Source organism: Bacillus sp. FSL K6-1000 (genome assembly GCF_038630785.1).
Taxonomy (GTDB): Bacteria; Bacillota; Bacilli; order Bacillales; family Bacillaceae; genus Bacillus; species Bacillus safensis.
Window position 1 is genome coordinate 328,195 of sequence record NZ_CP152042.1, and the last position, 23,003, is coordinate 351,197.

Genomic DNA, 23,003 nt, shown 5'->3' on the forward strand with positions numbered 1-23,003 from the left:
ATAAGAAGCTAAAGGAATGATGGACACAATGAAAAATCGAAGTGCACTGGAAATTTACAAAGAGGGAGGCGCTTGGTGGGAGACTGAGATTAGTCATATTCAAAAAAATTCAATTGAACTTCGAGGATATCCGATTGAAGAACTGATTGGTGAATTGTCGTATCCACAAATGCTCTATTTACTGCTTGTTGGTGAATTATTGGATGATTCAAAAGCAGCTCTTTTTGAAAGTGTTCTTGTCGCAGGTGCGGACCATGGACCAAGGGCGCCATCTATTGCAGCAGCCAGAATGGCGGTGACTTGCGGCATTTCGTTTAATTCCTCTGTTGCAACAGGGATGAATCTATTAGGTGACATTCATGGCGGAGCCGGAGAGAAGGCCATGCGTATGTTATACGAAGCCAAAGCGATCTACGATGATCAAAAGGATGTACAGTCTGCGGCAAAGCAAGTGTGCCAAACATGGTTAACTCGCAAGGAAAAAATCCCGGGAATCGGACATCAGCTTCATGATGATGATCCGAGGGTGAGACGTCTATATGAGCTGAGTCACACATATGTCCAGCAAGGTCTTATCAGCGGGACATATTTACGGTTAGCCGAAGCGATTAGACATGAGCTTGAACAGCTGAAAGGGAAGAAAATCACAATGAATATAGATGGTGTATCTGCTGCCATCCAATGTGAATTAAACATTCCGGCAGAAGCAGCAAAAGGCATTTTTTCCTTATCCAGAGGAATGGGCATCGTGGCGCATGCATATGAGGAGCTGACAAAGGGAGCCCTCGTGAAGGGACCTTGTCCGAATGAAGAAAGATTGGTTCGTTATGCAGGGCATGGAACGCGGTACTTGAAGGAGGGAGAAAAAATTTGAGTGGTTTCAAAGCGTTGTCATATATAAACGGCGAGTGGCTGGATACCGATCGTGTCAAAACTGATATCATCAATCCTTACTCAGGAGAAATAATCGGTACATCCTATCTCGCCTCATCAGAAGACATAGAACAGGCACTTTCTAGTGCGCAGCATGCTAAAAAACAAATAGCGGGAATATCGGCAATCGAACGCTCAAAGCTTCTAACAAAAGCAGCCATCTTACTTGAAGAACAAAAAGACCATTTTGCAAAACTGATTTCGCTGGAACTAGGCAAACCACTTAAAAATACAAGAGATGAAGTTTCGCGATCAATCGAGACGCTGGCGCAGTCGGCGGAAGAAGCGAATCGATTAATAGGTGAGACCATTCCTGGCAATGTATCATCGCGTGGACAGGGAGCAATGGCCATGACATTTAAAGTACCAGTCGGAGTTGTGCTAGCGATTACTCCTTTTAATGCACCGCTCAACTTAATTTGTCACAAAGTCGGTCCGGCCTTTGCGGGAGGGAATGTCATAATTTTGAAGCCCGCACCGCAAACATCAGCTGTTGCCACAGCGTTTGTCAAACTTCTTCTCGAAGCAGGGTTTCCTGAGGCTGGTTTGCAGCTTGTGATTGGCGGGGTCGAGGCTGGGAAACAGTTAGTCACTGATGAAAGAACGAATCTCATCTCTTTTACCGGCGGGGCTGCCGGAGGCGAACATATTACAACCTCTGCGGGATTAAAGAAGGTACTGCTCGAACTTGGAGGGAATGGCGCGACGATTGTTCATCACGATGCAGATATTGAACAAGCCGCATCCCTTTGTGCCAAAACAGGTTTTAGTAATTCCGGTCAAAGCTGTATTTCTGTTCAAAGAATTTATGTCCACCAGCAAATCATGCCGTCGTTTACTGAAGTATTAAAACAAAAAGTAGAGCAGCTTGTCGTTGGAGATCCGCTGTCTAGTGAGAGTGATATCGGCTGTATGGTTGATGTCCAGGCCGCGCAGCGTGTTGAGGCATGGATACAAGAGGCAGAGAGTATGGGGGCTGAGCTTTTATATGGGGGAAAAAGAAATGGAGCGAGCATCACACCAGCTATTTTGTTAAACCCTCCGAAACAGGCCAAGGTTGTCTGTGAGGAAGTGTTCGGCCCAGTTGTCAGCGTTCTCCCTTATGAGGAGCTGGAGGAGGCAATCAAAGAAGCAAACGATAGTCGATATGGTTTGCAGGCAGGGATCTTTACGAATCAGCTGGATGTGGCATTACACGCAGCAAAAGAACTTGAAACTGGCGGTGTTGTCATCAATGGGACATCGAATTTTAGACTGGATCATTGGCCTTATGGTGGGATTAAGCGAAGTGGTCTTGGAAGAGAGGGTCCGCGTTTCGCCATCGAGGAGATGACCGAAACCAAAATGGTCGTGCTCCCAAATGGTCTGTGAAAGGGGCGGAGGGATGTGAATGCATTTCAGCAAAAAGTAAAAAGTGTGCAGACAGGCGGTCAACCAATGATTTGTACGCCGCTCATCGGACAAACAAAGAAAGAATTGTTTCATGAGGTCGAGGTGTTAACAGAGAGGAAACCTGATGTAATCGAGTGGCGGGCAGATTTTTTTCATCACCTTCATGACAAGGAACAAGTGATAGAAACCCTTAAGGGAATGGTAGAAAAGGCAAAGGGCATCCCATTTTTATTCACCATTCGCTCTGAAAAGGAGGGCGGCGAAAGTATATCACTCTCCGAAACTGAGAAAGTTTCTTTGCTTGCTGAGCTTTGTTCCACACAGCTTGTGGATGCCGTTGATTATGAATTGATGCAGGATGTGGCACATATACAGCAAGTCAGTCAGGCGGCTAAAAGAAATGGCGTCACCTTGATTGTGTCGTATCACGATTTCTATCGCACCCCTGAGATAGATCGTCTCGTGCAGCTACTCGTCAATGCAGAATCAGTCGGCGCCGACATCGCAAAGATCGCAGTGATGCCGCATTCCTATGACGATGCATTAACACTGCTCTCAGCGACCAGCTATGCGAAAAAGCAGCTGTCAATTCCCGTGATTTCGATGGCAATGGGGGAATACGGGGCTTTTACAAGAATGGTTGGCGGACTTTTTGGATCTGTCATGACCTTTGCTGTAGGGAAAGAAAGCTCAGCTCCCGGGCAAGTCGCGATACAGGATTTGAGCAATGTTCTATCTATTGTGTTTTCAAAGAATAAGTGAGTAGCAATTCATAGCTGCAACGTGAGAGGAGAGAAACATGAAGAAGAATATTTCTACACAGGTTATTCAGTACTTAGAAAATCGGGGAGTCGAGCATATTTTCGGTCTCTGTGGTCATACGAATATTGCTTTTTTATCAGCGCTTGAAAAAAGCTCGATTCAATTTGTAAATGTCAGGCATGAACAGATAGCAGCACATGCAGCAGATGGTTATGCGCGAGCAAAGAAACAGACGGCTGTTGTTCTCAGTCATCTAGGTCCTGGACTCACCAATGCGGCAACAGGTGTGGCGAATGCAGCACTTGATTCCATTCCGATGGTTGTCATTGCAGGAGATGTTCCAAGTCATTACTACGGAAAGCACCCACACCAAGAGATCAATCTTCATTCCGATGCCTCTCAATACGAAATTTACCGGCCGTTTGTGAAAAGAGCATGGCGAGTCGATATTCCAGAATTATTTCCAGAGATTTTATCAAAAGCATTTCAGTTAGCTGAAAGCGGCCGACCTGGCCCGGTGCTTATTTCTGTTCCGATGGACGTGTTCTCAAAAGACCTAGATGTGTCCCTGTTTGAACAAATGAACCATCATACACACACCATTGAAAAACCTTCTATTGATGATCAAACGGCCAATCGGATATTAGACCGATTGCTGCAGGCAGAAAGGCCGCTCTTATATGTAGGGGGAGGCATTTTGTTAGCTGATGCAGCTGAAGAATTAAAGGCATTTTCTGACCATCTAAGTATCCCTGTTGCTCACTCTTTGATGGGGAAAGGAGCCATGCCGGATGATCACCCAATGACCCTTGGAATGACAGGATTTTGGGGGACAAAATTTATTAATGATCAGTGCAAAGAGGCGGACTATATATTGGCTTTAGGCACCCGTTTTGCTGAAGCTGATGCGAGCTCGTGGGAATCGGAGTATACGTTCAATTTCCAATCAACCAAGCTCATTCATATTGACATCGATCCGAATGAAATTGGCCGGAACTACCCTGTTGAAATTGGAGCGGTAGCCGATCTTAAGCAAGCTTTGACCGTACTCAATCGCGTGGCGAAAGAAAGGTTGCCAGAAGGTATCGATCGCCCTGAATTGAAAAAGGACATTGCGGCTTATCGTGAGGAATTTCAGAAGAGCAATTTGACGAATATTCAAGACGAGTCTTTCCCAATGAAACCGCAGCGTATTTTGCAGGAAGTGCGGGAAGTATTACCGTCAGATGCTTTCATTACAACCGATGTTGGCTGGAATAAAAATGGGGTAGGACAGCAATTTCCTGTATTGACTCCTGGGACCATTTTAACGCCAGGTGGTTTTGCGACGATGGGATTTGGCGCTCCCGCTGCACTTGGAGCAAAGATTGCCCAGCCTGACCGTGTCGTTGTGTCACTCGTTGGAGACGGCGGATTCGGTCAAAATCCATCCGTTCTCGCAACAGCCGTTGAAGAAAACATTCCTGTTGTGTGGATTGTGATGAATAACAGTGCGTTTGGCACAATAGCCGGCTTGCAAATGGCGCACTATGAAACAACGTACGGCACTGTTTTTAGAAAAGGTGGAGAAAGCTATTCTCCGGATTTTGCTGCCATTGCGAGAGGTTATGGAATGAAGGGGATTAAAATCACTTCTGCGTCTGAATTCAAAGAAGCCTTGGCTGAAGCCATTGCCTCTCAGGAGCCTTGCGTCATTGATGTAGCGATGAAAAATGATCCTGTTCCTACGGATGGACATTGGAATATTAATGACATTTATTCACCAAATACAAAACGCTCACATGTCAGTGTGAACTAAACATTACTAGGGAGGAATCAACAATGAAAATTAAAGTATTGAATCCGTTTCAAGATGGGAACCCATTATGGTTAGGCTTAGATCGTCCAGAGGAGCAAATGATTCGAAAGGTATTTCAAACGATTACACCAGATACCGTTGGATCAGAGCATATGATGGCGGGTCTCACCATTTTTGAACCAGGGGAAGCAAGTTCAGTGCACAATCACCCGGGTTCAGAGGAATTTGATTTTGTGATTAAAGGGTCCGGCGAAGTCATTTGTGATGGAGAAAGGCAGCCCTTTAAACAAAATGATTTCATGTTCATTCCAGACGGTGTCCCGCACCAGCATGTGAATACAGGCGATGAACCTTTATGGCTCATTTGGCTCTACACGCCGCAAGGGCAGCTTCCGAAGGATTAAAAACCTGCACCGGTGAGCCCTGCTTTTGAATCATCAGGGCCTTACGGGTCAATCAGAAAGATGAAAAGGGCTAAATTAGAAATGATTTTAGCCCTTCATCACTTGAATGAAAGGGAGTCAAGCAATGAATATGAATACACCGCTCGAAGGAATAAAAATATTAGACGTCTCTACAATGATCGCTGCACCCTATGGCGCGGTGCTTCTAGGAGATTTTGGAGCAGAAGTCATCAAAGTCGAGATTCCTGGTAAAGGCGATACGCTGCGGCATGTCGGCCCTTTTGCAGATGGGGAACCACTTAGATGGTCAGGTCTCTCACGGAATAAAAAATCCCTTACACTGGATCTGCACAAAGACGAAGCAAAAGACATTTTTAAAAAGCTTGCAGCTCAGGTCGATGTACTGATCGAAAATTTCCGTCCTGGAACACTCGAAAAATGGGGCGTTGGGTATGATGTGTTAAAAGAAATCAACCCTCGTTTAATTATGATTCGTGTATCGGGTTATGGTCAAACGGGCCCGTTTAAGGACAAGGCCGGATTTGGAACGCCAGCGACGGCGTTTAGCGGCTTTACATATATTCAAGGGTTTCCAGACCGGCATCCAGTCAGCCCTTCCTTTTCTCTAACTGATTATATTGCTGGCATCTATGTGGCATTTGCTACTGTGACAGCGATGTATTACAGGGATACACATCCAGAAGGAACGGGGCAAATGGTGGATTTGGCCCTCTATGAATCTGTGTTTCGTATGTTAGAGTTTTTGGTTGCAGAATATGACAAGCTTGGGAAGGTGCGTGAGCGTTCACCGGGGCTAAGCGGTCATTCAAGCCCTGCTGGTACCTATGAGACAAAGGATGGGCATTATTTGGTTCTTGTAACAAGTACAGATTCGACCTTCAATCGATTGGCTGAGGCGATGAATCGATTAGATTTATTAGAGAATGAAAAATTCGCGGTTAATGCATCCAGGCTGAAGCATAACAAAGAAATGGATGCGATTGTTTCGCAATGGATCGCGTCGAAAACAAGGGATGACGTATTAGAAATTCTAGATACTCACGGTGTCCCTGTGAGCCCGATCTTAAGTATTCGGGATATTTTTGAACATCCACAATTTAAAGCAAGAGAGAATATCGTCGAATTGCATCACCCTCGACTTGGAAAAGTGAAGGTGCCTGGGATCATTCCGAAGTTTGAAAAAACACCTGGAAGTATCCGTCACATTGCACCTGATTTAGGCGAACATAATTATGAGATTTTAACAAATATGCTTGGCTTAACAGAAGAAGAGTGTAAGCAGTTAGAAGAAAAAGGGGTTATTTAAGACGTTCAACCGAACCGCACGCTGCGGAAACAAAGGAGGATGGTTATGAAAGTGCATTCAGAACTGAAGGGGAATGAATTGCAGCCCGCATATGTGAAACCAACGAAAGCCCGTTTTGGCATATTGATTCTGTTGTTTTTTATTACCGCTATTAATTATATTGATCGAGCCAGTGTATCCATTGTTGCGCCTGCTATTCAATCTTCATTGCAATTAAATCCTGCCTTATTAGGTCTGATTTTTTCGGCATTTAGCTGGACATATACAGCGATGCAAATACCAGGCGGTTTTATTCTCGATAAATTTGGCTCAAAGGTAACGTATGGGATATCACTCGTTACCTGGTCTATTTTTACAGGCTTACAGGCGTTTGCGAATAGCTTTGCCTTTTTATTCGGCTGCCGTTTGTTTATTGGAATTACAGAATCTCCCGCATTTCCTGCAAATAATCGTATTGTCACTACATGGTTTCCAAGGCGGGAACGGGCTTTTGCAACAGGAGTATACACAGCTGGAGAGTATGTGGGTCTTGCATTTGCGACACCTCTTCTTTTTTGGATCATGACGACTTTCGATTGGAGAACCGTCTTTATTACGGCAGGTGCGCTCGGTATCATATTTGCTTTCTTTTGGTACAAGTATTATCACGAACCGAAAGAGCATCCGAAGATAAATGAAGATGAGTTAGAATTAATCCGGCAAGGCGAAGGGCTGACAGTCGCATCACAGGAGAAGCTGAAATGGGCAGACTTTGCAGCCCTTCTGAAATATCGTAAGTTGATCGGGCTCTATATTGGCCAATTCTCTGTTGCGTCTACACTTTTTTTCTTTTTAACGTGGTTTCCGACCTATTTGGCAGAGGCGAAAAACATGGCATTTCTCAAGGTAGGTTTTGCTGCTTCTCTTCCTTATATTGCTGCATTTTTTGGGGTCTTGTTTGGAGGTTATGTGTCTGATTGGCTGCTTAAAAAGGGCGTATCAGTGAATGTAGCGAGAAAGCTGCCGGTAGTGGTTGGCTTGCTGATGACGAGTACCATTGTTTTAGCAAACTTTACAACGAATATCCCGCTTGTGCTGACCATTTTATCCATCGCTTCATTTGCGCAAGGACTGTCTAATATCTCTTGGACGATGCTGTCCGAGGTGGCACCGAGGGAAATGGTTGGGCTTGCTGGCGGCGTATTTAACTTTTTTGCTAATTTAGCTGGGATCATCACTCCGCTGATTATCGGATTCATCGTGTCGGCGACAGGCTCTTACAACGGGGGAATTTTATTCGTCAGTTTAGTCGCATTAGGCGGGGCATTGTCGTACATTTTCATCGTAGGTAAAATTGAACGTATTCAATTGAAACCGTAGTGGGAAAGCAAAAGAGAACTCATATCAAGACGAGTTCTCTTTTTTTATGAATAAAAAATAACGGTGATAACTGTTGCACATGCGATACCCATGCTGATATAAAAGCCAGCAAACCAAATATTCCACCGAGTGATACGGTAAGGGTTGACCTTCATCAAATCTGCCAATAAGGAGACAGAAACATTAAAAGGGCTAAACATAACAGTTGATGTGCCAGCAACGATCAGCATGATAGCGATGGGAAGAGCAGGCAGTTCATGAATGACAGGTGTCATCATGCTGACTAATAAAGCAAGCGAGACGAGCGGGTGAAAACCGCAAAGAGCGGTGATCAGAAAATACAACCCGATGACACAATAAACCCAAATGGCATGGTCTGCTATACTGACAATAAATGCTTGAATCGGCTGCATACTGTTTGCGGCAAGCAGCATATCGACAAAGAAGCCGGCACTTAAAAATAGACACATATAGTTGGAGAGCTGATTGGTTCTTTCTTTCCAATGAGGCACAGAGACCGCTATATATTGTTTTCTTTTTTTGATAACAGATGAGAATAATAGAGCAAATGGAATAATTGTCAGCACAACAGCGAATAAATAGCCTTTTCCAATCCATGCATCGACAAGTGAGACGGCTGTCATAAAACTAAGCAGCATGAAAGCGAGCTGAAGGGTTTTTCGCTTAATTCGATGAGGGTTGGAGTTTGTTTGTGCTGACTGAATGATGTTTGGTAATCGTTTGCTTTGCCGAGAAAAAAGCATCCAATCTGCCGCCAGCACCACGATCATTAAACCAAAAGTAATGGGTGCAATTTGATAATATTTTAGTTTGGTTGCGTCAATGGTGACGCTGACTAGCACTTCAACAGGACTCCAGCTTAAACATAATGCATATGACCTTAAGAGGTTGCGTGTATAAAGATGTTGCTGCACCTGTTTTTTTAGGGATTCCAGCGACGGTTTGAGTGATGTATATAGTAAGGGGATCGTCGCGATATTTAAAAACATGCCAAGAATATGAGTGACAAATGAACTCTTGCGATAAAGCTGGTTTGGACTCGTTGTATGCAGTGTGAGCAGTTTATTTAATTGTGTATCGAAATGTCCAACATGTATGAGAGAATGAATAAAAGGCAGCATGAAAAATAAAGAAAGCAAGCCTAGCATGGAATGAAAGTGAAGAACAAACGTATGCAATGGCTGGCCGGATAAGAAGAATAAGAACAAACCAATGATGAGAAACACAGCACCTGTTTTCAAATAAAGCCCACTGGCTTTCTTAAAAGAAATGGTGAGCGAGATAGCGGCCAGCAGACCAACAAAGTAGGAGAGTATGGGAGCAGGAAATAGTTGATGAACAATATATAAGCTAATCAGAAGTGTAAAAACGACCAGGTACATTCAAATATCTCCTCCATCAAACATCTTCAATTGATTTTATTCCGTCTAGTAGAATTTGTTTTCTTTTAGTGGAACATTTAAAATGGATTATAGCAAAATCGATCGTTTATGTCGATAAGAAATCAAAGGGAAAAGGAGAAAGTGAACATGGCTGATAAGAAGTCAAAAGAAGAATCAGGACTGCGTACGGTTCAGCGCGCTTTGGATATTCTTTCTTGTTTTAGTGAAGAACGTCAAGAGCTGACGCTAACGGATATTTCAAAAGAGATGAATTTAGCAATGTCTACGACAACGAGACTGCTCAAGGCACTTGAAATGAATCATTTTGTGGAAAAGAATCAAGAAACAATGAAATACCGATTGGGTCAAAGGCTTTATCTTCTCGGATACATTGCAGGGAAGTCCATTCAATTGAGAGAACTGGCTAAACCACTCATGTACGCACTTCGTGATGAAACAAAGGAAACCGTCAACCTGTATGTACTCGATTCAACAAGCAGGGTTTGTATTGAACAAGCGGAAGGGCTGCAATCGATTCGGCATCTTGTCAAGATTGGTGAGAAGCTGCCATTATACGCAGGTGCAGGCGGAAAGGTATTATTGGCATTTCAAAGTGAAAAATTTCAACAAAAAGTATTTGCGGCTGAGGCTGATCATGTGATGGGAGACGACTGGAAAAAGGAACGTAAACATATTCTTGACACGTATACTTCTTGCAGTATCGATGAACGAGAGGTAGGATCTGCGGCAGTAGCCGCACCAATCTTTAATATTCATGGGGAAGTGAAAGCTTGTTTATCCATATCTGGTCCAACCCATCGGTTTACTGAAGAAGTCATTCCCCAGTTGCAGCAAAAAGTGAAAGAACAAGCACAGAGGCTCTCTGAACAGCTCGGCTACGTCGTTAAACACAATTTTTAAGATGGTCTATCTTTTCGCGCTCCATTTATCATATAATAGAAACATTATGTAGCATTCCTTGTCGTAGGGAGGACGTGTCACGACCATGAAAATCAATAGAGAAATTCCTGTAAGACAGCGGAATATTGTCCTCATTGGCTTTATGGGTGTTGGAAAAACAACCATTGGGCAGCTGGTTGCCAAAAAGCTATATAGAGATTTTATTGATGTCGATCAGGAGATTGAGAAAAAGTACAACATGACGATTCCAGAGATGTTTCAGCAAAAAGGAGAAGCATTCTTCAGGCAGGCTGAAAAGGATTATATCGTCGATTTATGTGAACATACACAGCTCAAGATCGTTTCCCTTGGAGGCGGTGCATTCAAACAGGAAGAAATCAAACGCGCCTGCTTGAAGCATTGTACCGTTCTTTTCCTAGACCTGTCTTGGGAGAATTGGAAGCAGCGGCTGGATATTTTAATCGAAAATCGCCCTGTTCTTCACAACCGGACGCTTGATGAGATGAAAGAGCTGTTTGAAGAACGCCGGGAAATTTATTCTCTTCATAACTCCAGAGTGGAAACAGATCATTTAGAGGCTGAGGAAGTCGCCAATTATATTGTGGACACACTCAAGCTTGGCTGGGATTTATATTCGAAATAAAAAAAGTCTACCGTTTAGGGTAGACTTTTTTCTATTGATTCCTTTCCTCTTTGTACATATGATGATGTTTTGACAATCAAAATATTTTTATCCTTTATTTGGTGTATGGCCGGTTGGGAAAAGCGGTGATCCTACTTCAATCAGTTCATGATGATGAGGTTTTTGATATAGATCTTTTTCTTTTTTGAAAAAATAAAATAGTATCTAAAATTCCATAATAGTTTTTTGAATTATTATAATGTTAAAAAAACAGTGTTGACATCTTTGTTGATGACATTCTATGATTGTTTACGTAAACGCTTACCGTAAACGTTTACTATAATCGAATGGGGAGGAATTTGTTGATGAAAAATAAAAAAAAATGGAGCGGTGTATTCCCGGCAGTCTTAATTCCTTTTAAAGATGACTATTCAATTGATGAATTTGCTTTTCGTAAGCTTGTTCGCTGGGTGGCGGAGCACGAAGGGATTAACGGGATTGTTGTCAATGGACATACTGGCGAGATTATGACTTTGCTGCCACATGAACGAGCTGAGGCTGTGCGCATTGCAGCCGACGAATTAAAGGGAGAGGTACCTGTCATTTCTGGGGTTTCAGCTGAAGGGACAATTGAAGCGATCCAGCATGCAAAAGCAGTTCAAGAAGCTGGCGGAGAAGGTATTCTTCTCATGCCGCCGCATTCATGGCTGAGATTCGGTATGCAGCCTGAATCACCTGTCCAATTCTTTAAAGATGTTGCAGAAGCAATTGACATTTCAATCATCGTCCATCAATATCCAACATGGACAAAAACCTCTTATACAACCAGTCAATTATTAGAAATGTCCGAGATTCCAAACGTTGTCTCATTTAAAATTGGTCAAAGGGACATGGCACAATATGAAGTCGATGTGCGCGCACTAAAAAAGCATGCACCAGATGTATCGTTGCTCACATGTCACGATGAATATTTATTGCCAACATTAGTTCAAGGGATTGATGGGGCGCTTGTCGGTTTCGGCTGTTTTGTGCCGGATTTGATCGCTGAACTTGTCAAATGTGTGAAAGAACAAGACCTTGCAGCGGCTAATAAAGTGTACGATAGAATCTTTGAATTAAAGCATGCTGTGTATAAAATGGATGAACCTTCCTCTACCTCTCATCTGCGAATGAAGGAAGCGATGTTCCAGAGAGGTTTGATCAGCAGTTCGCTTGCGAGGAAGCCGGTATTACCTTTAACTCAAAAGGAAAAAGAAGAGATTCGTCAGGGCCTTCAAAGTGTTGGTTTGCTTAAGGAAAACGTCAGTAGATAACAGACCATTGATTTCATGATGAAGGTGAGTCAGGTTATAATAGAGTATAAAACAACAGACTCCCGGAGGTATGAAATGTGTCAGTAAGTATTAAAGATGTCGCATTGAAAGCAGGAGTATCTATAGCCTCTGTTTCCCGAGTATTAAGTGGTAAACCAGGAGTAGGTGCTCAAACGGCTGAAAGAATCAAACAAGTGATTGATGAGTTAGGCTACCGTCCTAATTTAGGAGCGAGAGGGCTCGTTAAAAGAAAGACTGGGAATATCGCTGTAGTGGTTCCTCGCGGTTCATATATTTTGAATAATCCATTTTTTTCAACGATTTTAGATGGAATAGCGAAGGAATTAGATGAGACCGAATTCAATATGCTGATGTCATTTACATCTGTACAACAGCAGCGATTACTTGAGACGCAGGCTGTAGATGGTGCCATTTTATTTTCTCCAAGAAATGAAGAATTGAGCATGGATTGGTTAAAAAGTTTGGCTATTCCCATTATCGTTGTCGGAAGTTACTTAGAGGATTCTCCATTTCCATGTGTCAGGCCAGATGATGAAGAAGGTGTTTGTCAATCTGTAACGGCCTTATTTGATAAAGGTCATCGAACCATTGGGCTGGTGAATGGTCCAATGAGTTCGATGCATAGTGTGAGGTATTACAAGGGGTACGAGCGTACACTGAAAAGTTTAGGATTAACAATGAACAAAGAGCTTGTGTTTGAGTTAGATGAATTTGATGGGGGAAAAGTAGTAGAAGTGGTTTCTCAATTTCTTCAAGGAAACCAGCACATGACTGGAGTTGTTTGCTCTTCAGATTTTTTGGCGATGGGGGTCATGAAAGCGGCAGATAACGCAAATGTGTCAATACCTCATGATTTGTCTGTCGTTGGTGCTGATGATGTGCCTATTGCAAGTTTTCTAACCCCTTCTTTATCTTCTGTTCATGTTGATTTAGTTGGAATGGGAAGAAAAGCTGTTTCTTTACTAACACAGTTATTGGAAGGAGAACAGTTAGAAGCGATGGAGCATATCTTCCCTATGTATTATATAGATCGTGGCACCACTGGAACGCCAAAAAAGAATTGATAGATGCTGAAAACTCGTATGAACGCTACAGAATTTCTCTTGATTTAAAATGTAAGCGATTTCTTTAGCGATCTTCGGCATGTACTTTTGCATCATTTCCTCTAATAAGGAGGAGATACTATGACGTTAGAACTCAGCGGAAATTCAAATTCTCACGGTGGGCAAGTTGTTGATAGAGCTTCACAACTATTGACTAGGATGGAAAGTGTACCTTTTTCGAGGTGGCATTTAAAACCTCGGATCATTATGGGATCTGCTACCTTTTTTGATGCTTTTGATGCGCTATCTTTAGCGTTTGTTCTCCCGGTTCTCATCGGAATGTGGAATTTGTCACCTGCTCAAATTGGCCTTCTTATTGGGTCTGGTTATATCGGACAAGCGATTGGTGCTATTTTCTTTGGATGGTTAGCAGAAAGGCGCGGCCGTGTATTTAGTGCAAAGTGGACGGTGTTCCTCATGTCTATTATGAGTATCGCATGTGTATTTTCAGGTAATTTTATGGCCCTTTTTATTTTCCGTTTTATACAAGGAATTGGAGTTGGAGGAGAGGTGCCGGTAGCAGCCTCATATATTAATGAGTTGTCTAGAGCCCAAGGAAGAGGTAGATTTTTTATGCTTTATGAGATGATTTTTCCATTAGGATTAATGATCTCAGCTCAAATTGGCGCATTTGTCGTACCTAGCTTTGGGTGGAAATGGATGTTCTTGATTGGAGGCATTGGAGGTTTAATCGTCTTTGTATTCTTTTTCATGCTGCGTGAATCGCCAAGGTGGCTTATTTCGAAAGGCAGGTTAGATGAAGCCGAAAGAATTATTGAAGAAATTGAAGCTAGTACTGACAAACGAATGCCTGTCGCAAATCAAGTATCCAGCAGTACTGAAAAGGGCGACTGGAAAGAGCTATTTTCAACTTTTTACCGTAAGAGAACATTGATCGTATGGGGACTATGGTTTTCTGCCTACTTTGTATCGAATGGTTTAAATAACTGGTTACCGAGTCTTTATAATACTGTTTACCATTTGCCAGTCGGAGATTCATTAAGGGCAGCATCTCTCACAAATATTTTACAGACCATAGGGGTATTCGCTTGTGCATTTTTAATTGATAAAGTAGGACGGAAGCGCTGGGCAACCATTGCATTTGTATTAACAGGTGTTTTATTAACGGCTTTATGGATCAGCGGAGCGACTTCTCCAGAAAGCGTCATCTATTTAGGGTCTGCTGCTTACGGAATGATGGGAACAATTACAGTTCTTCTCTATCTATATACACCTGAAATTTATCCAACACGTATGAGGGTGATTGGAACGGCATTTGCTACAGCGTGGCTTAGGCTGGCCTCAGCGATCGCTCCTATTATGATAGGTTTTATTTTAGAGGTAAGCGGTGTTTCAACTATTTTTATTCTTTTTGCAAGTGTGACTGTAGTGGGAGCAATTCTTGCTTTTAAAATGATAGAAACGCGCGAGAAAGTATTAGAGGATATTGCACCGTAAGTTACGTTTGCAGTAAAGAACTTATTCCAAAGAGGGTAGGTTCTTTTTTATTCAGAGAATCTAAAATGCCTAACCTATCTCCGTTCATTTATCATATAATAGAGACATGATGTAGCCCTCCTTGTCGTGAGAAGGGACGTGTCACGAACGTAAAAAGCAATACCTGTGAAGATGTATATTTGAAATAAAAAGTCTACCGACGATGGTAGACTTTTTCTATCAGTTTAATGCTTGATTCCTTGAAGCAATGCAGCTTTTAAACAGAAAGAAATGGGCTGATGCTGTGCATCGAATTGAAGCTGAAACAGCTGCTTTGTGTCAGGGTCTGCGGCTTGAAGGTGGGAAATGATTTCCTTTTGAACGTTCTCTGGTGTGCGTCCACGTATAATCCAGTCCTGATAATCAATGTGCAGATCCCAGTAACGAATCTCGTTTTGAGTCAATTGGTTTGCTGCGAAAAGCTCTTTCCATTCTGATAACGAGCTTTCTCGCACATGAGAAGGGTCTCTCAGTCTATTTAAGTGATTAATAAATGAATCCTGTTCAGTGTTTTCAGGTGCATAATGATCGACGAGCAGAAATTGGCCGCCTTTTTTTAAGACTCGGCTGATTTCAGACATGGCTGCCGGAAGGTCTGGAAAATGGTGAGCGGCAAATCGGCACGTCACTAAATCAAATGATTCATTAGAGAAGGGCAATGCTTCTGCGGCTGCCTGCTCAAAAGTAATGTGGTTCAGTTGGCGTTCTTCCGCAAGTGCTGCTGCAACCTCGATCATTTTTTGTGTGACATCTATGCCGATCCCTTTAGAGATAACGTCTGAAAAGGAAAAAACGGTATGTCCTGCCGCACAGCCAATATCAAGTAAATGCTCATGTCCCTTCGCATTTGCTGTTGTTTTCATCCATTCCAGCTCTTCTCCAGCAGCAAATATAGGTGAATCTCGATAGTTCTCGGCATTTTGTGAGAATTGGTTCTCTGCTTTAGCATATGGATTCATTTCTTTTCCCCCTTTGTGGTCTCTTTATCGTAGAATTCCTTCTGTTATTTGTCTAAGACATAAAAGATATGGCATGAATAGTTAAAACCTATGAGGTGATGAAAGTGGATATACGAATGATGGAATATGTCATTGAAGTGTACCGGCAGCAAAGTTTTACAAAAGCAGCGGATCAACTTCACATTGCACAGCCTTCTCTAAGCCAGCAAATAAAGAAGCTGGAAGAGGAATTAGACACACCACTATTTATTCGAAAATATGGACAAGTAACGCCCACACCTCAAGGGAGACGATTCATTAAAAGGGCTGAGAATATTTTGAAGGAAAGAGATGATTTGCTGCGTGAAATGGAAGAAGCAGCTTATGAAATCGGGAAAGAGCTGAACATTGGAGCGCCAGCAGTGACAGGGGGATATGTCTTGCCCGGTTTATTAAAAACTTTTTGTCAAACGTATCCTCATGTTCACGTTCAACTGATAGAAGAGTCTCCACGTGAGCTCGAAAAACTTCTATTGGCTGGAAAGCTGGATTTGGCTATTTTATCGATGCCTGTCGAGCACGAATCATTGAAAACGAAACAAATGCTGACCGAGCCGCTCCTTCTTGCAGTTCCGCAAGCTGCTCAGCCCTGGTTATCAGAGGCATTGAACGAGATCATTGAGCAAGCAGGGCAAAAAGAGACCGGTCACGAAATCGTTCCCTTTCAGCTTCTTGAAGGTATCCCATTTATTTTGTTGAAAGAGGGATACGGTTTTCGGCAAGTGGTCACAGAACTGTGTCTTCATCACGGTTTTCAGCCAAAAGTGGCTTTTGAAACAAGTCATATTCAAACAGCACAGGCATTGGTCAAAAACGAACTAGGGGTGACCGTTGTGCCGAAAATGGTGGCACAAGAGGATAGGAACCAAGTCACTTATTTAAACATTGATTCATGCCCAACCCGCACACTTGTGTTTGCATATGTGGAAGAAAGGTATTTAACGAAAGCCGCTCAAGCCTTCATGGACCTATATCAGAATCAAGGGAAAGCTTAAACAAACGTTTAATTAAACGCAAAAAGCAGGGGAGCACCCTGCTTTAAGATTGGTGACAAAGGGCTAAAATGATCTAGATTTTAGCCCTTTGTCTTCTTTTCAGCGTGATAGAAAACCTTTGCAGTCTAGGAAGGACGAGCACCGGAACGGAGCGAATTGGACATTCGTGAGTACCGGAGCGCAGACCTGACAAAGAATGCGAGGGTTTGTCTACACGCTGAAAGCAGGGGAGCACCCTGCTTTTTAATATAAGTCCAGACGCTGATCCGTCATAACCGGAATTTGCTGCCTGACTTCATCCACTAGATGAAGATCAATTTCCGCATAATAAATGTCTTCGTCATCGCGTGTTTCAAGCAGTATGCGGCCGAGTGGGTCAATCACCATGGAGTGTCCAGGGAATTCTGTGTCTCTGCTTGTGCCTGTTCTGTTTACAGCAATCATAAATGACTGGTTTTCAATCGCTCTTGCAATGAGCAGGCTGCGCCAATGATCCACTCTGGCTGACGGCCATTGCGCTGTATTGACGAGGATCTTCGCCCCTTTGTTCACAAGTGTTCTAGAAAGCTGCGGGAAGCGGAGGTCATAGCAGATCATCGCGCCAATTTTCACATCTTCACTATAGTCAAATAAACCAAGCTGATCACCAGCGGTTAAATAGTTGTGCTCATCCATTAGACGGAACAAGTGAATTTTATCATAATCTAACAGAAGCTCACCTTGGCGGTTAAAGACATACATCGTGTTGGTGATGTTTTCATCTTCTGTTCGCTTATTTAAGACACTGCCTGCGATGAGATGTACTTGGTGCTTGCGTGCAAAGGAAGAGAAAAGTTGTTTTGTGCGTTCACCGTTTACATCCGCAAGTTGATCGGCTTGTTCAAGGGCGTAGCCGGTATTCCACATTTCAGGTAAAATGATCAGGTCAGGCTGCTCGTGAATTGCTTCTTCTAAGAAAGCTTCTGCTTTTTTAAAGTTCAATTCAGGTTCTCCAATTTGTACGTCCATTTGGACAAGGGCGATTTTCATAGGGATTCCTCCTTTTTTCGCTATATGTCATGTGAAAATTCATGAACGATCGATCATCTTCATGAATATATTGTAAAGGATGATTCTGTCTGAGAACATCTAGTCTTTATGGTCAGTTTCTTTATCATAAAGGTTTCCATCATCTTTGCCAATAGAAATGTCAGAAGGTTTTGTTAAATGACTTTCTCAATCAAGAAATGAGTGGTATGATATATATAACTAATAAAACAAAGGGGAATAGTAGGATATGCAATTGTTCGATTTATCATTAGAAGATCTAAAAAAATATAAACCAAAGAAAACAGCACGTCCTGATTTCTCAGACTTTTGGAAGGCATCGCTTGAAGAACTGCGTCAAGTGAAGGCAGATCCAGCGCTTGAACCTTATGACTATCCAGTGAAAGGGGTCAAGGTGTACCGCCTGACGTATCAAAGCTTTGGGCATTCTCGAATTGAAGGCTGGTACGCGGTACCAGATCAATCAGGTCCGCATCCAGCGCTCGTTCGTTTTCATGGCTATAATGCCAGCTATGATGGCGGCATTCACGACATTGTCAACTGGGCGCTGCATGGCTATGCGACATTTGGTATGCTCGTCCGCGGTCAAGGCGGCAGTGAAGATACGTCAGTGACACCAGGCGGTCACGCTTTGGGATGGATGACAAAAGGTATTTTATCCAAGGAGACTTACTATTATCGCGGCGTTTATTTAGATGCCGTCCGTGCACTCGAAGTGGTTCAATCCTTCCCCGAAGTAGATGAACACCGAATCGGCGTGATTGGTGGAAGCCAAGGAGGTGCATTAGCGGTAGCCGCCGCAGCCCTTTCAGACATTCCGAAGGTCGTAGCAGCAGATTACCCTTATTTATCGAACTTCGAGCGTGCAGTGGACGTTGCATTGGAGCAGCCTTATTTAGAAATCAATTCATACTTTCGAAGAAACAGTGATCCAGAAGTGGAGGAAAAGGCATTTGAGACATTAAGCTATTTTGATTTAATCAATTTAGCTGGATGGGTGAAACAGCCAACATTGATGGCGATCGGGCTGATTGACAAAATAACCCCGCCATCTACTGTGTTTGCGGCATACAACCATTTAGAAGCAGATAAAGACCTGAAGATATATCGCTATTTTGGACACGAATTTATCCCGGCGTTTCAAACAGAGAAGCTCGCCTTCTTACAAAAGCATTTGCTCAAATAAAAGAACAAAGAGGCCGCTCTAGGAGGGCCTCTTTTTTAATAACTCGTATTCTGCCTCGTTTTTTCATCAGGCACTAACGCTGTGATAATGAGGGCAAGAGCTGTGATGATATGCAGGATGAATCCGAGTATCGGAATCCAGGCGAGGCAGGATGTGATAATCCCAATGATGCTGCCAATCATTGGTCCTTGGTCTCGCTTCGATAAGACGAGTGTGATAATATGCAGAATAAGCATGACCATGAGCGGTGAATAGCCATTGCTAATAATAAATAGTCCTCCGATGACAGGGATGGCAAGACAGGCTTCAAAAATCCCGGTGATCCATTTCATGATGCGAGATATAGACATGAGATCCAACTCCTTTTTCATATATGTCTTATTCGTATTTTACCAAATCGTGATGAAGTCATGCAGATTTCTATAGAAAGAGTTGATGGTTGATGAGAGAGAGAATCAAGGCAGAGCTGAAAATCATCGAAGAAACGTATGACGTCAAGATTTGCCTCGCGGTCGAATCAGGCAGCAGAGCATGGGGATTCCCTTCGACTGATAGTGATTACGATGTTCGTTTTTTATATGTGCCTCGAAAAGAATGGTATTGGGCGATGGAAGAGCATCGTGATGTCATTGAACGGCCGATTGATGACATGCTTGATATCAGCGGCTGGGAGCTTAGAAAGGCACTTCGCTTATTCAATAAATCGAATCCGTCCATCATGGAATGGCTGTCTTCTGACATCATCTATGCTGAATCCTTCTCGTTGGCAAAGCAGCTAAGAGAATTAAAAGATCAAGCGTTTTATCCTGCAGCATTGATGTATCATTACCTCAATATGGCGAAGCGGAATGAAAGCAGGCATTTACGAGGAGAGCAGGTGCGAATCAAGAAGTATTTCTATGTGCTTCGTCCGCTGCTTGCCTGTCAGTGGATTGAACGCTACCGGACGGTTCCGCCGATGGACTTTCATGAACTGCTCGAGGAACTAGTGGAGGAAGGACCGCTTTTAGCGGAAATCCATGAGCTGCTCAAACGTAAAATGGACGGCGAAGAAATGGATATAGAAAACCGCCTCGCTTATGTCCATCCATTTATCGACAAAGAGCTCGCGCGATTTGATGAATTGGTGAAAAGCTACAATCAGCCGAAAGACAACCTGATGCAAGAATTAAATGAGCTGCTGCAGTCTACCCTTGATGAGGTGTGGGCGTAAGCAGGGAAGAGCCAGCCGGATCGCGGCAGGCTCTTTTTTATCTGTTATTGTGATAAAACCACAAAAAAAGTCAGAATTTTTGTCATCTTCAAATATTGTAGCGGACAGCTTATGAGCCTTACAATAAAGACATAGCTTACAAAGAGTGGGAGGTGCCCTTTATGGAGTCGGTCACAAGAAATTTCTTCTTGTTTTTGTCAAAGAGCAGTCTCTTGAACCATATTGCTCGTAATTGGGGAAGTGCTGTTGCATCTAAGAAAATCATCGGAGGGAAGGACTTTGAGAGTGCCATCCCTGTCATCAAACGATTAAATGACCAAGGAATGGCTGTGACAGTTGATCACCTTGGTGAGTTTGTCACAAAGGCAGAGATTGCAAATGAACGGACGACTGAGTGTATTCAAACTATTCAGCGGATTGCAGAGACGGGACTCAATTCTCACGTGTCACTCAAAATGACATCACTTGGCCTGGATATTGACGATGACCTTGTGTATCGCAATATGAAAAGGATTTTAGATACGGCAGAGAAGCACCGTATCATGGTGACAATCGATATGGAGGATGAACAGCGCTGTCAAAAAACGCTGGACATTTTTAAAGAGATGAAATCTCAATATGAGTATGTCAGTACGGTCTTGCAGGCGTATTTGTACAGAACAGAAAAGGATCTTGATGACCTAAATAAGCTGCAGCCATTTTTAAGACTTGTAAAGGGTGCCTATAAGGAATCCGCCGAAGTGGCGTATCCAAACAAAAAAGACGTCGATCAGAATTATCAAAAGCTGATCGAAAAGCAATTGCTCTCAGGGAACTATACAGCCATTGCGACACATGACGATCGAATGATTGAGTTCACGAAAAATATTGTGAAAAAACACAATATACAGACAAGTCAGTTCGAATTTCAAATGCTGTACGGCATGAGATCAGAAACGCAGCAAGCACTTGTGCAAGAAGGCTATCAAATGAGGGTCTATACGCCGTATGGACGAGAGTGGTATGGCTACTACATGAGACGTCTTGCAGAACGGCCGGCAAACATTGCCTTTGCTTTAAAAGGGATGACGAAAAAATAATTTGAAACGGGAGCGTGACAAAAATGACAACACCTTACAAGCATGAACCATTCACGGATTTTAGCCAGGAAGAAAACCGCAAAGCGTTTGAACAAGCATTAGCTAAAGTAACAGAATCACTTGGTCAAACCTATCCGCTCGTGATTAATGGAGAAAGAATTGAAACGAAGGACAAGATTGTTTCGATCAATCCAGCGAAAAAGGATGAAGTGGTTGGAACTGTATCAAAGGCCGGGAAGGAAGAGGCAGAACAAGCGGTTCAAGCAGCAGCGAAAGCATTTGAAACATGGCGCTATACGTCTCCTGAAGAAAGAGCAGGCGTATTATTCCGTGCTGCGGCAAGCATTCGCCGTAAAAAGCATGAGTATTCAGCCCTTCTTGTAAAAGAAGCAGGTAAGCCTTGGAATGAAGCGGATGCAGATACAGCAGAAGCGATTGATTTCCTAGAGTATTACGCTCGTCAAATGCTGGAGCTGGCGAAAGGCAAACCAGTGAACAGCCGCGAAGGGGAACGCAATCAATATGTGTACACACCAACTGGCGTGACGCTCGTCATTCCGCCGTGGAACTTCTTATTTGCCATCATGGCAGGAACAACAGTAGCGCCAATCGTCACTGGGAATACAGTTGTTTTAAAACCAGCTAGTGCGACGCCTGTCATTGCAGCCCGTTTTGTGGAAGAGCTTGAGCAAGCCGGTCTTCCAAAGGGTGTTGTCAACTTTGTACCAGGAAGCGGAGCAGAAGTTGGGGATTACTTAGTAGATCATCCGAAAACAAGTCTGATTACATTTACTGGATCAAGAGAAGTAGGGACTCGTATCTTTGAACGCGCGGCAAAAGTGCAACCGGGCCAGCAGCATTTAAAACGTGTCATTGCTGAAATGGGCGGTAAGGATACAGTAGTTGTTGATGCGGATGCAGATGTTGAATTAGCGGCTAATGCCATTTTCACATCAGCCTTCGGGTTTTCAGGTCAAAAATGTTCAGCTGGATCGCGGGCAGTCGTCCATGAGAAGCTGTATGACCAAGTGGTTGAGCGAGTGAAGGAAATCACAGAAACGAAAACAACAGCCAATCCGCTTTCTGCGGATGTCTACATGGGACCTGTCATTGATCAAGCGTCCTTTGACAAGATCACGGATTATATCGAGGTTGGCAAACAGGAAGGCCGCTTAGTCACTGGCGGAACGAGTGATGATTCAGAAGGATACTTTATCCACCCGACCATTTTTGCAGATCTTGAGCCGACTTCTCGTTTAATGCAAGAAGAAATCTTTGGACCAGTGTTGGCTTTCTCGAAAGTCTCAAGCTTTGATGAAGCACTTGAGGTAGCCAATAACACAGAATACGGTTTAACAGGAGCTGTCATTACGAATAATCGTGATCACATCAACCGTGCGAAGCAGGAGTTCCATGTGGGGAACCTTTACTTTAACCGTAACTGCACAGGTGCCATCGTTGGTTACCACCCATTCGGCGGCTTCAAAATGTCAGGAACGGATTCAAAAGCAGGCGGTCCAGATTACCTAGCTCTGCACATGCAGGCAAAAACGATTAGTGAAATGTTTTAATATGGAAAAAGCATGAACCTGCACTGATGGGTTCATGCTTTTTTTGCCTGTCTGCGACT

The 23,003-nt window shown here is 43.2% G+C and carries 21 protein-coding genes; 17 read left to right on the top strand and 4 right to left on the bottom strand.

Annotation, left to right across the window (positions count from 1 at the left end; genetic code table 11):
* Positions 1–16: 16 nt before the first annotated feature.
* From MHI46_RS01790 to MHI46_RS01820, 7 genes are all read left to right on the top strand, one after another.
* Positions 17–874, top strand: a complete 858-nt coding sequence (locus MHI46_RS01790; RefSeq protein ID WP_342503063.1) for a citryl-CoA lyase — start codon at positions 17–19, stop codon at positions 872–874.
* Positions 871–2,304 carry an aldehyde dehydrogenase family protein gene (locus MHI46_RS01795; protein ID WP_342503064.1) on the top strand — a complete coding sequence of 478 codons (1,434 nt, stop codon included), beginning with the start codon at positions 871–873 and terminating at the stop codon, positions 2,302–2,304. Before MHI46_RS01790 ends, MHI46_RS01795 begins: the two co-directional genes overlap by 4 nt.
* Positions 2,305–2,370: 66 nt before the next feature.
* On the top strand, positions 2,371–3,087 hold the full coding sequence (gene aroD, locus MHI46_RS01800; RefSeq protein WP_342503240.1) for a type I 3-dehydroquinate dehydratase: 717 nt from the start codon (positions 2,371–2,373) through the stop codon (positions 3,085–3,087).
* A gap of 37 nt (positions 3,088–3,124) precedes the next feature.
* Positions 3,125–4,885 (top strand): thiamine pyrophosphate-binding protein, encoded by a 1,761-nt coding sequence (locus MHI46_RS01805; RefSeq protein WP_144490699.1) that lies wholly within the window; start codon positions 3,125–3,127, stop codon positions 4,883–4,885.
* Between the two features lie 23 nt (positions 4,886–4,908).
* Entirely contained in the window at positions 4,909–5,289 is a 381-nt protein-coding gene (locus MHI46_RS01810; RefSeq protein ID WP_039176346.1) for a cupin domain-containing protein, read from the top strand.
* Between the two features lie 124 nt (positions 5,290–5,413).
* The gene (locus MHI46_RS01815; protein ID WP_342503065.1) at positions 5,414–6,616 is read left to right on the top strand and encodes a CoA transferase; all 1,203 of its coding nucleotides are present in this window, start codon (positions 5,414–5,416) and stop codon (positions 6,614–6,616) included.
* A 45-nt stretch (positions 6,617–6,661) separates the two neighbouring features.
* Complete coding sequence (locus tag MHI46_RS01820) at positions 6,662–7,975, top strand: MFS transporter (RefSeq protein ID WP_039176349.1); 1,314 nt, start codon at positions 6,662–6,664, stop codon at positions 7,973–7,975.
* Positions 7,976–8,019: 44 nt separating this feature from the next.
* On the opposite strand, the gene MHI46_RS01825 is transcribed toward MHI46_RS01820, so the two are convergent.
* Complete coding sequence (locus tag MHI46_RS01825) at positions 8,020–9,378, bottom strand: hypothetical protein (RefSeq protein ID WP_144490700.1); 1,359 nt, start codon at positions 9,376–9,378, stop codon at positions 8,020–8,022.
* 147 nt (positions 9,379–9,525) lie between these two features.
* On the opposite strand from MHI46_RS01825, the gene MHI46_RS01830 reads away from it, so the two are divergent.
* The 5 genes from MHI46_RS01830 to MHI46_RS01850 all read left to right on the top strand — a co-directional run bounded on the left by MHI46_RS01830 (position 9,526) and on the right by MHI46_RS01850 (position 14,816).
* A complete protein-coding gene (locus tag MHI46_RS01830; RefSeq protein ID WP_126682171.1) occupies positions 9,526–10,299 on the top strand; it encodes an IclR family transcriptional regulator in 774 nt (257 codons plus the stop codon).
* Between the two features lie 85 nt (positions 10,300–10,384).
* Positions 10,385–10,942 carry a shikimate kinase gene (locus tag MHI46_RS01835; protein WP_003214270.1) on the top strand — a complete coding sequence of 186 codons (558 nt, stop codon included), beginning with the start codon at positions 10,385–10,387 and terminating at the stop codon, positions 10,940–10,942.
* Positions 10,943–11,286: 344 nt separating this feature from the next.
* A complete protein-coding gene (locus MHI46_RS01840; RefSeq protein ID WP_058837285.1) occupies positions 11,287–12,234 on the top strand; it encodes a dihydrodipicolinate synthase family protein in 948 nt (315 codons plus the stop codon).
* A gap of 77 nt (positions 12,235–12,311) precedes the next feature.
* On the top strand, positions 12,312–13,319 hold the full coding sequence (locus MHI46_RS01845; protein WP_039176360.1) for a LacI family DNA-binding transcriptional regulator: 1,008 nt from the start codon (positions 12,312–12,314) through the stop codon (positions 13,317–13,319).
* 120 nt (positions 13,320–13,439) lie between these two features.
* Positions 13,440–14,816, top strand: coding sequence for an MFS transporter (locus tag MHI46_RS01850; RefSeq protein ID WP_039176363.1), 1,377 nt, complete (start codon positions 13,440–13,442; stop codon positions 14,814–14,816).
* A 224-nt stretch (positions 14,817–15,040) separates the two neighbouring features.
* Here MHI46_RS01850 and MHI46_RS01855 read toward each other — a convergent pair whose 3' ends face one another.
* A complete protein-coding gene (locus MHI46_RS01855) occupies positions 15,041–15,814 on the bottom strand; it encodes a class I SAM-dependent methyltransferase (protein ID WP_064498637.1) in 774 nt (257 codons plus the stop codon).
* A 116-nt stretch (positions 15,815–15,930) separates the two neighbouring features.
* On the opposite strand from MHI46_RS01855, the gene MHI46_RS01860 reads away from it, so the two are divergent.
* Entirely contained in the window at positions 15,931–16,848 is a 918-nt protein-coding gene (locus MHI46_RS01860) for a LysR substrate-binding domain-containing protein (RefSeq protein ID WP_126682185.1), read from the top strand.
* 243 nt (positions 16,849–17,091) lie between these two features.
* On the opposite strand, the gene MHI46_RS01865 is transcribed toward MHI46_RS01860, so the two are convergent.
* Positions 17,092–17,877 (bottom strand): carbon-nitrogen family hydrolase, encoded by a 786-nt coding sequence (locus MHI46_RS01865; protein ID WP_260775256.1) that lies wholly within the window; start codon positions 17,875–17,877, stop codon positions 17,092–17,094.
* 247 nt (positions 17,878–18,124) lie between these two features.
* On the opposite strand from MHI46_RS01865, the gene MHI46_RS01870 reads away from it, so the two are divergent.
* The gene (locus MHI46_RS01870; RefSeq protein WP_064498640.1) at positions 18,125–19,081 is read left to right on the top strand and encodes an acetylxylan esterase; all 957 of its coding nucleotides are present in this window, start codon (positions 18,125–18,127) and stop codon (positions 19,079–19,081) included.
* Between the two features lie 35 nt (positions 19,082–19,116).
* Here the strand turns inward: MHI46_RS01870 and MHI46_RS01875 are convergent, their stop codons facing one another.
* The gene (locus tag MHI46_RS01875) at positions 19,117–19,431 is read right to left on the bottom strand and encodes a hypothetical protein (protein ID WP_024424319.1); all 315 of its coding nucleotides are present in this window, start codon (positions 19,429–19,431) and stop codon (positions 19,117–19,119) included.
* 92 nt (positions 19,432–19,523) lie between these two features.
* Between MHI46_RS01875 and MHI46_RS01880 the strand changes: the two genes are divergently transcribed.
* The 3 genes from MHI46_RS01880 to pruA all read left to right on the top strand — a co-directional run bounded on the left by MHI46_RS01880 (position 19,524) and on the right by pruA (position 22,944).
* Entirely contained in the window at positions 19,524–20,294 is a 771-nt protein-coding gene (locus MHI46_RS01880) for a nucleotidyltransferase domain-containing protein (protein WP_342503066.1), read from the top strand.
* Between the two features lie 161 nt (positions 20,295–20,455).
* Entirely contained in the window at positions 20,456–21,373 is a 918-nt protein-coding gene (locus MHI46_RS01885) for a proline dehydrogenase (protein WP_330545844.1), read from the top strand.
* Between the two features lie 23 nt (positions 21,374–21,396).
* Complete coding sequence (gene pruA / locus MHI46_RS01890) at positions 21,397–22,944, top strand: L-glutamate gamma-semialdehyde dehydrogenase (protein WP_047202099.1); 1,548 nt, start codon at positions 21,397–21,399, stop codon at positions 22,942–22,944.
* Positions 22,945–23,003: the final 59 nt, after the last annotated feature.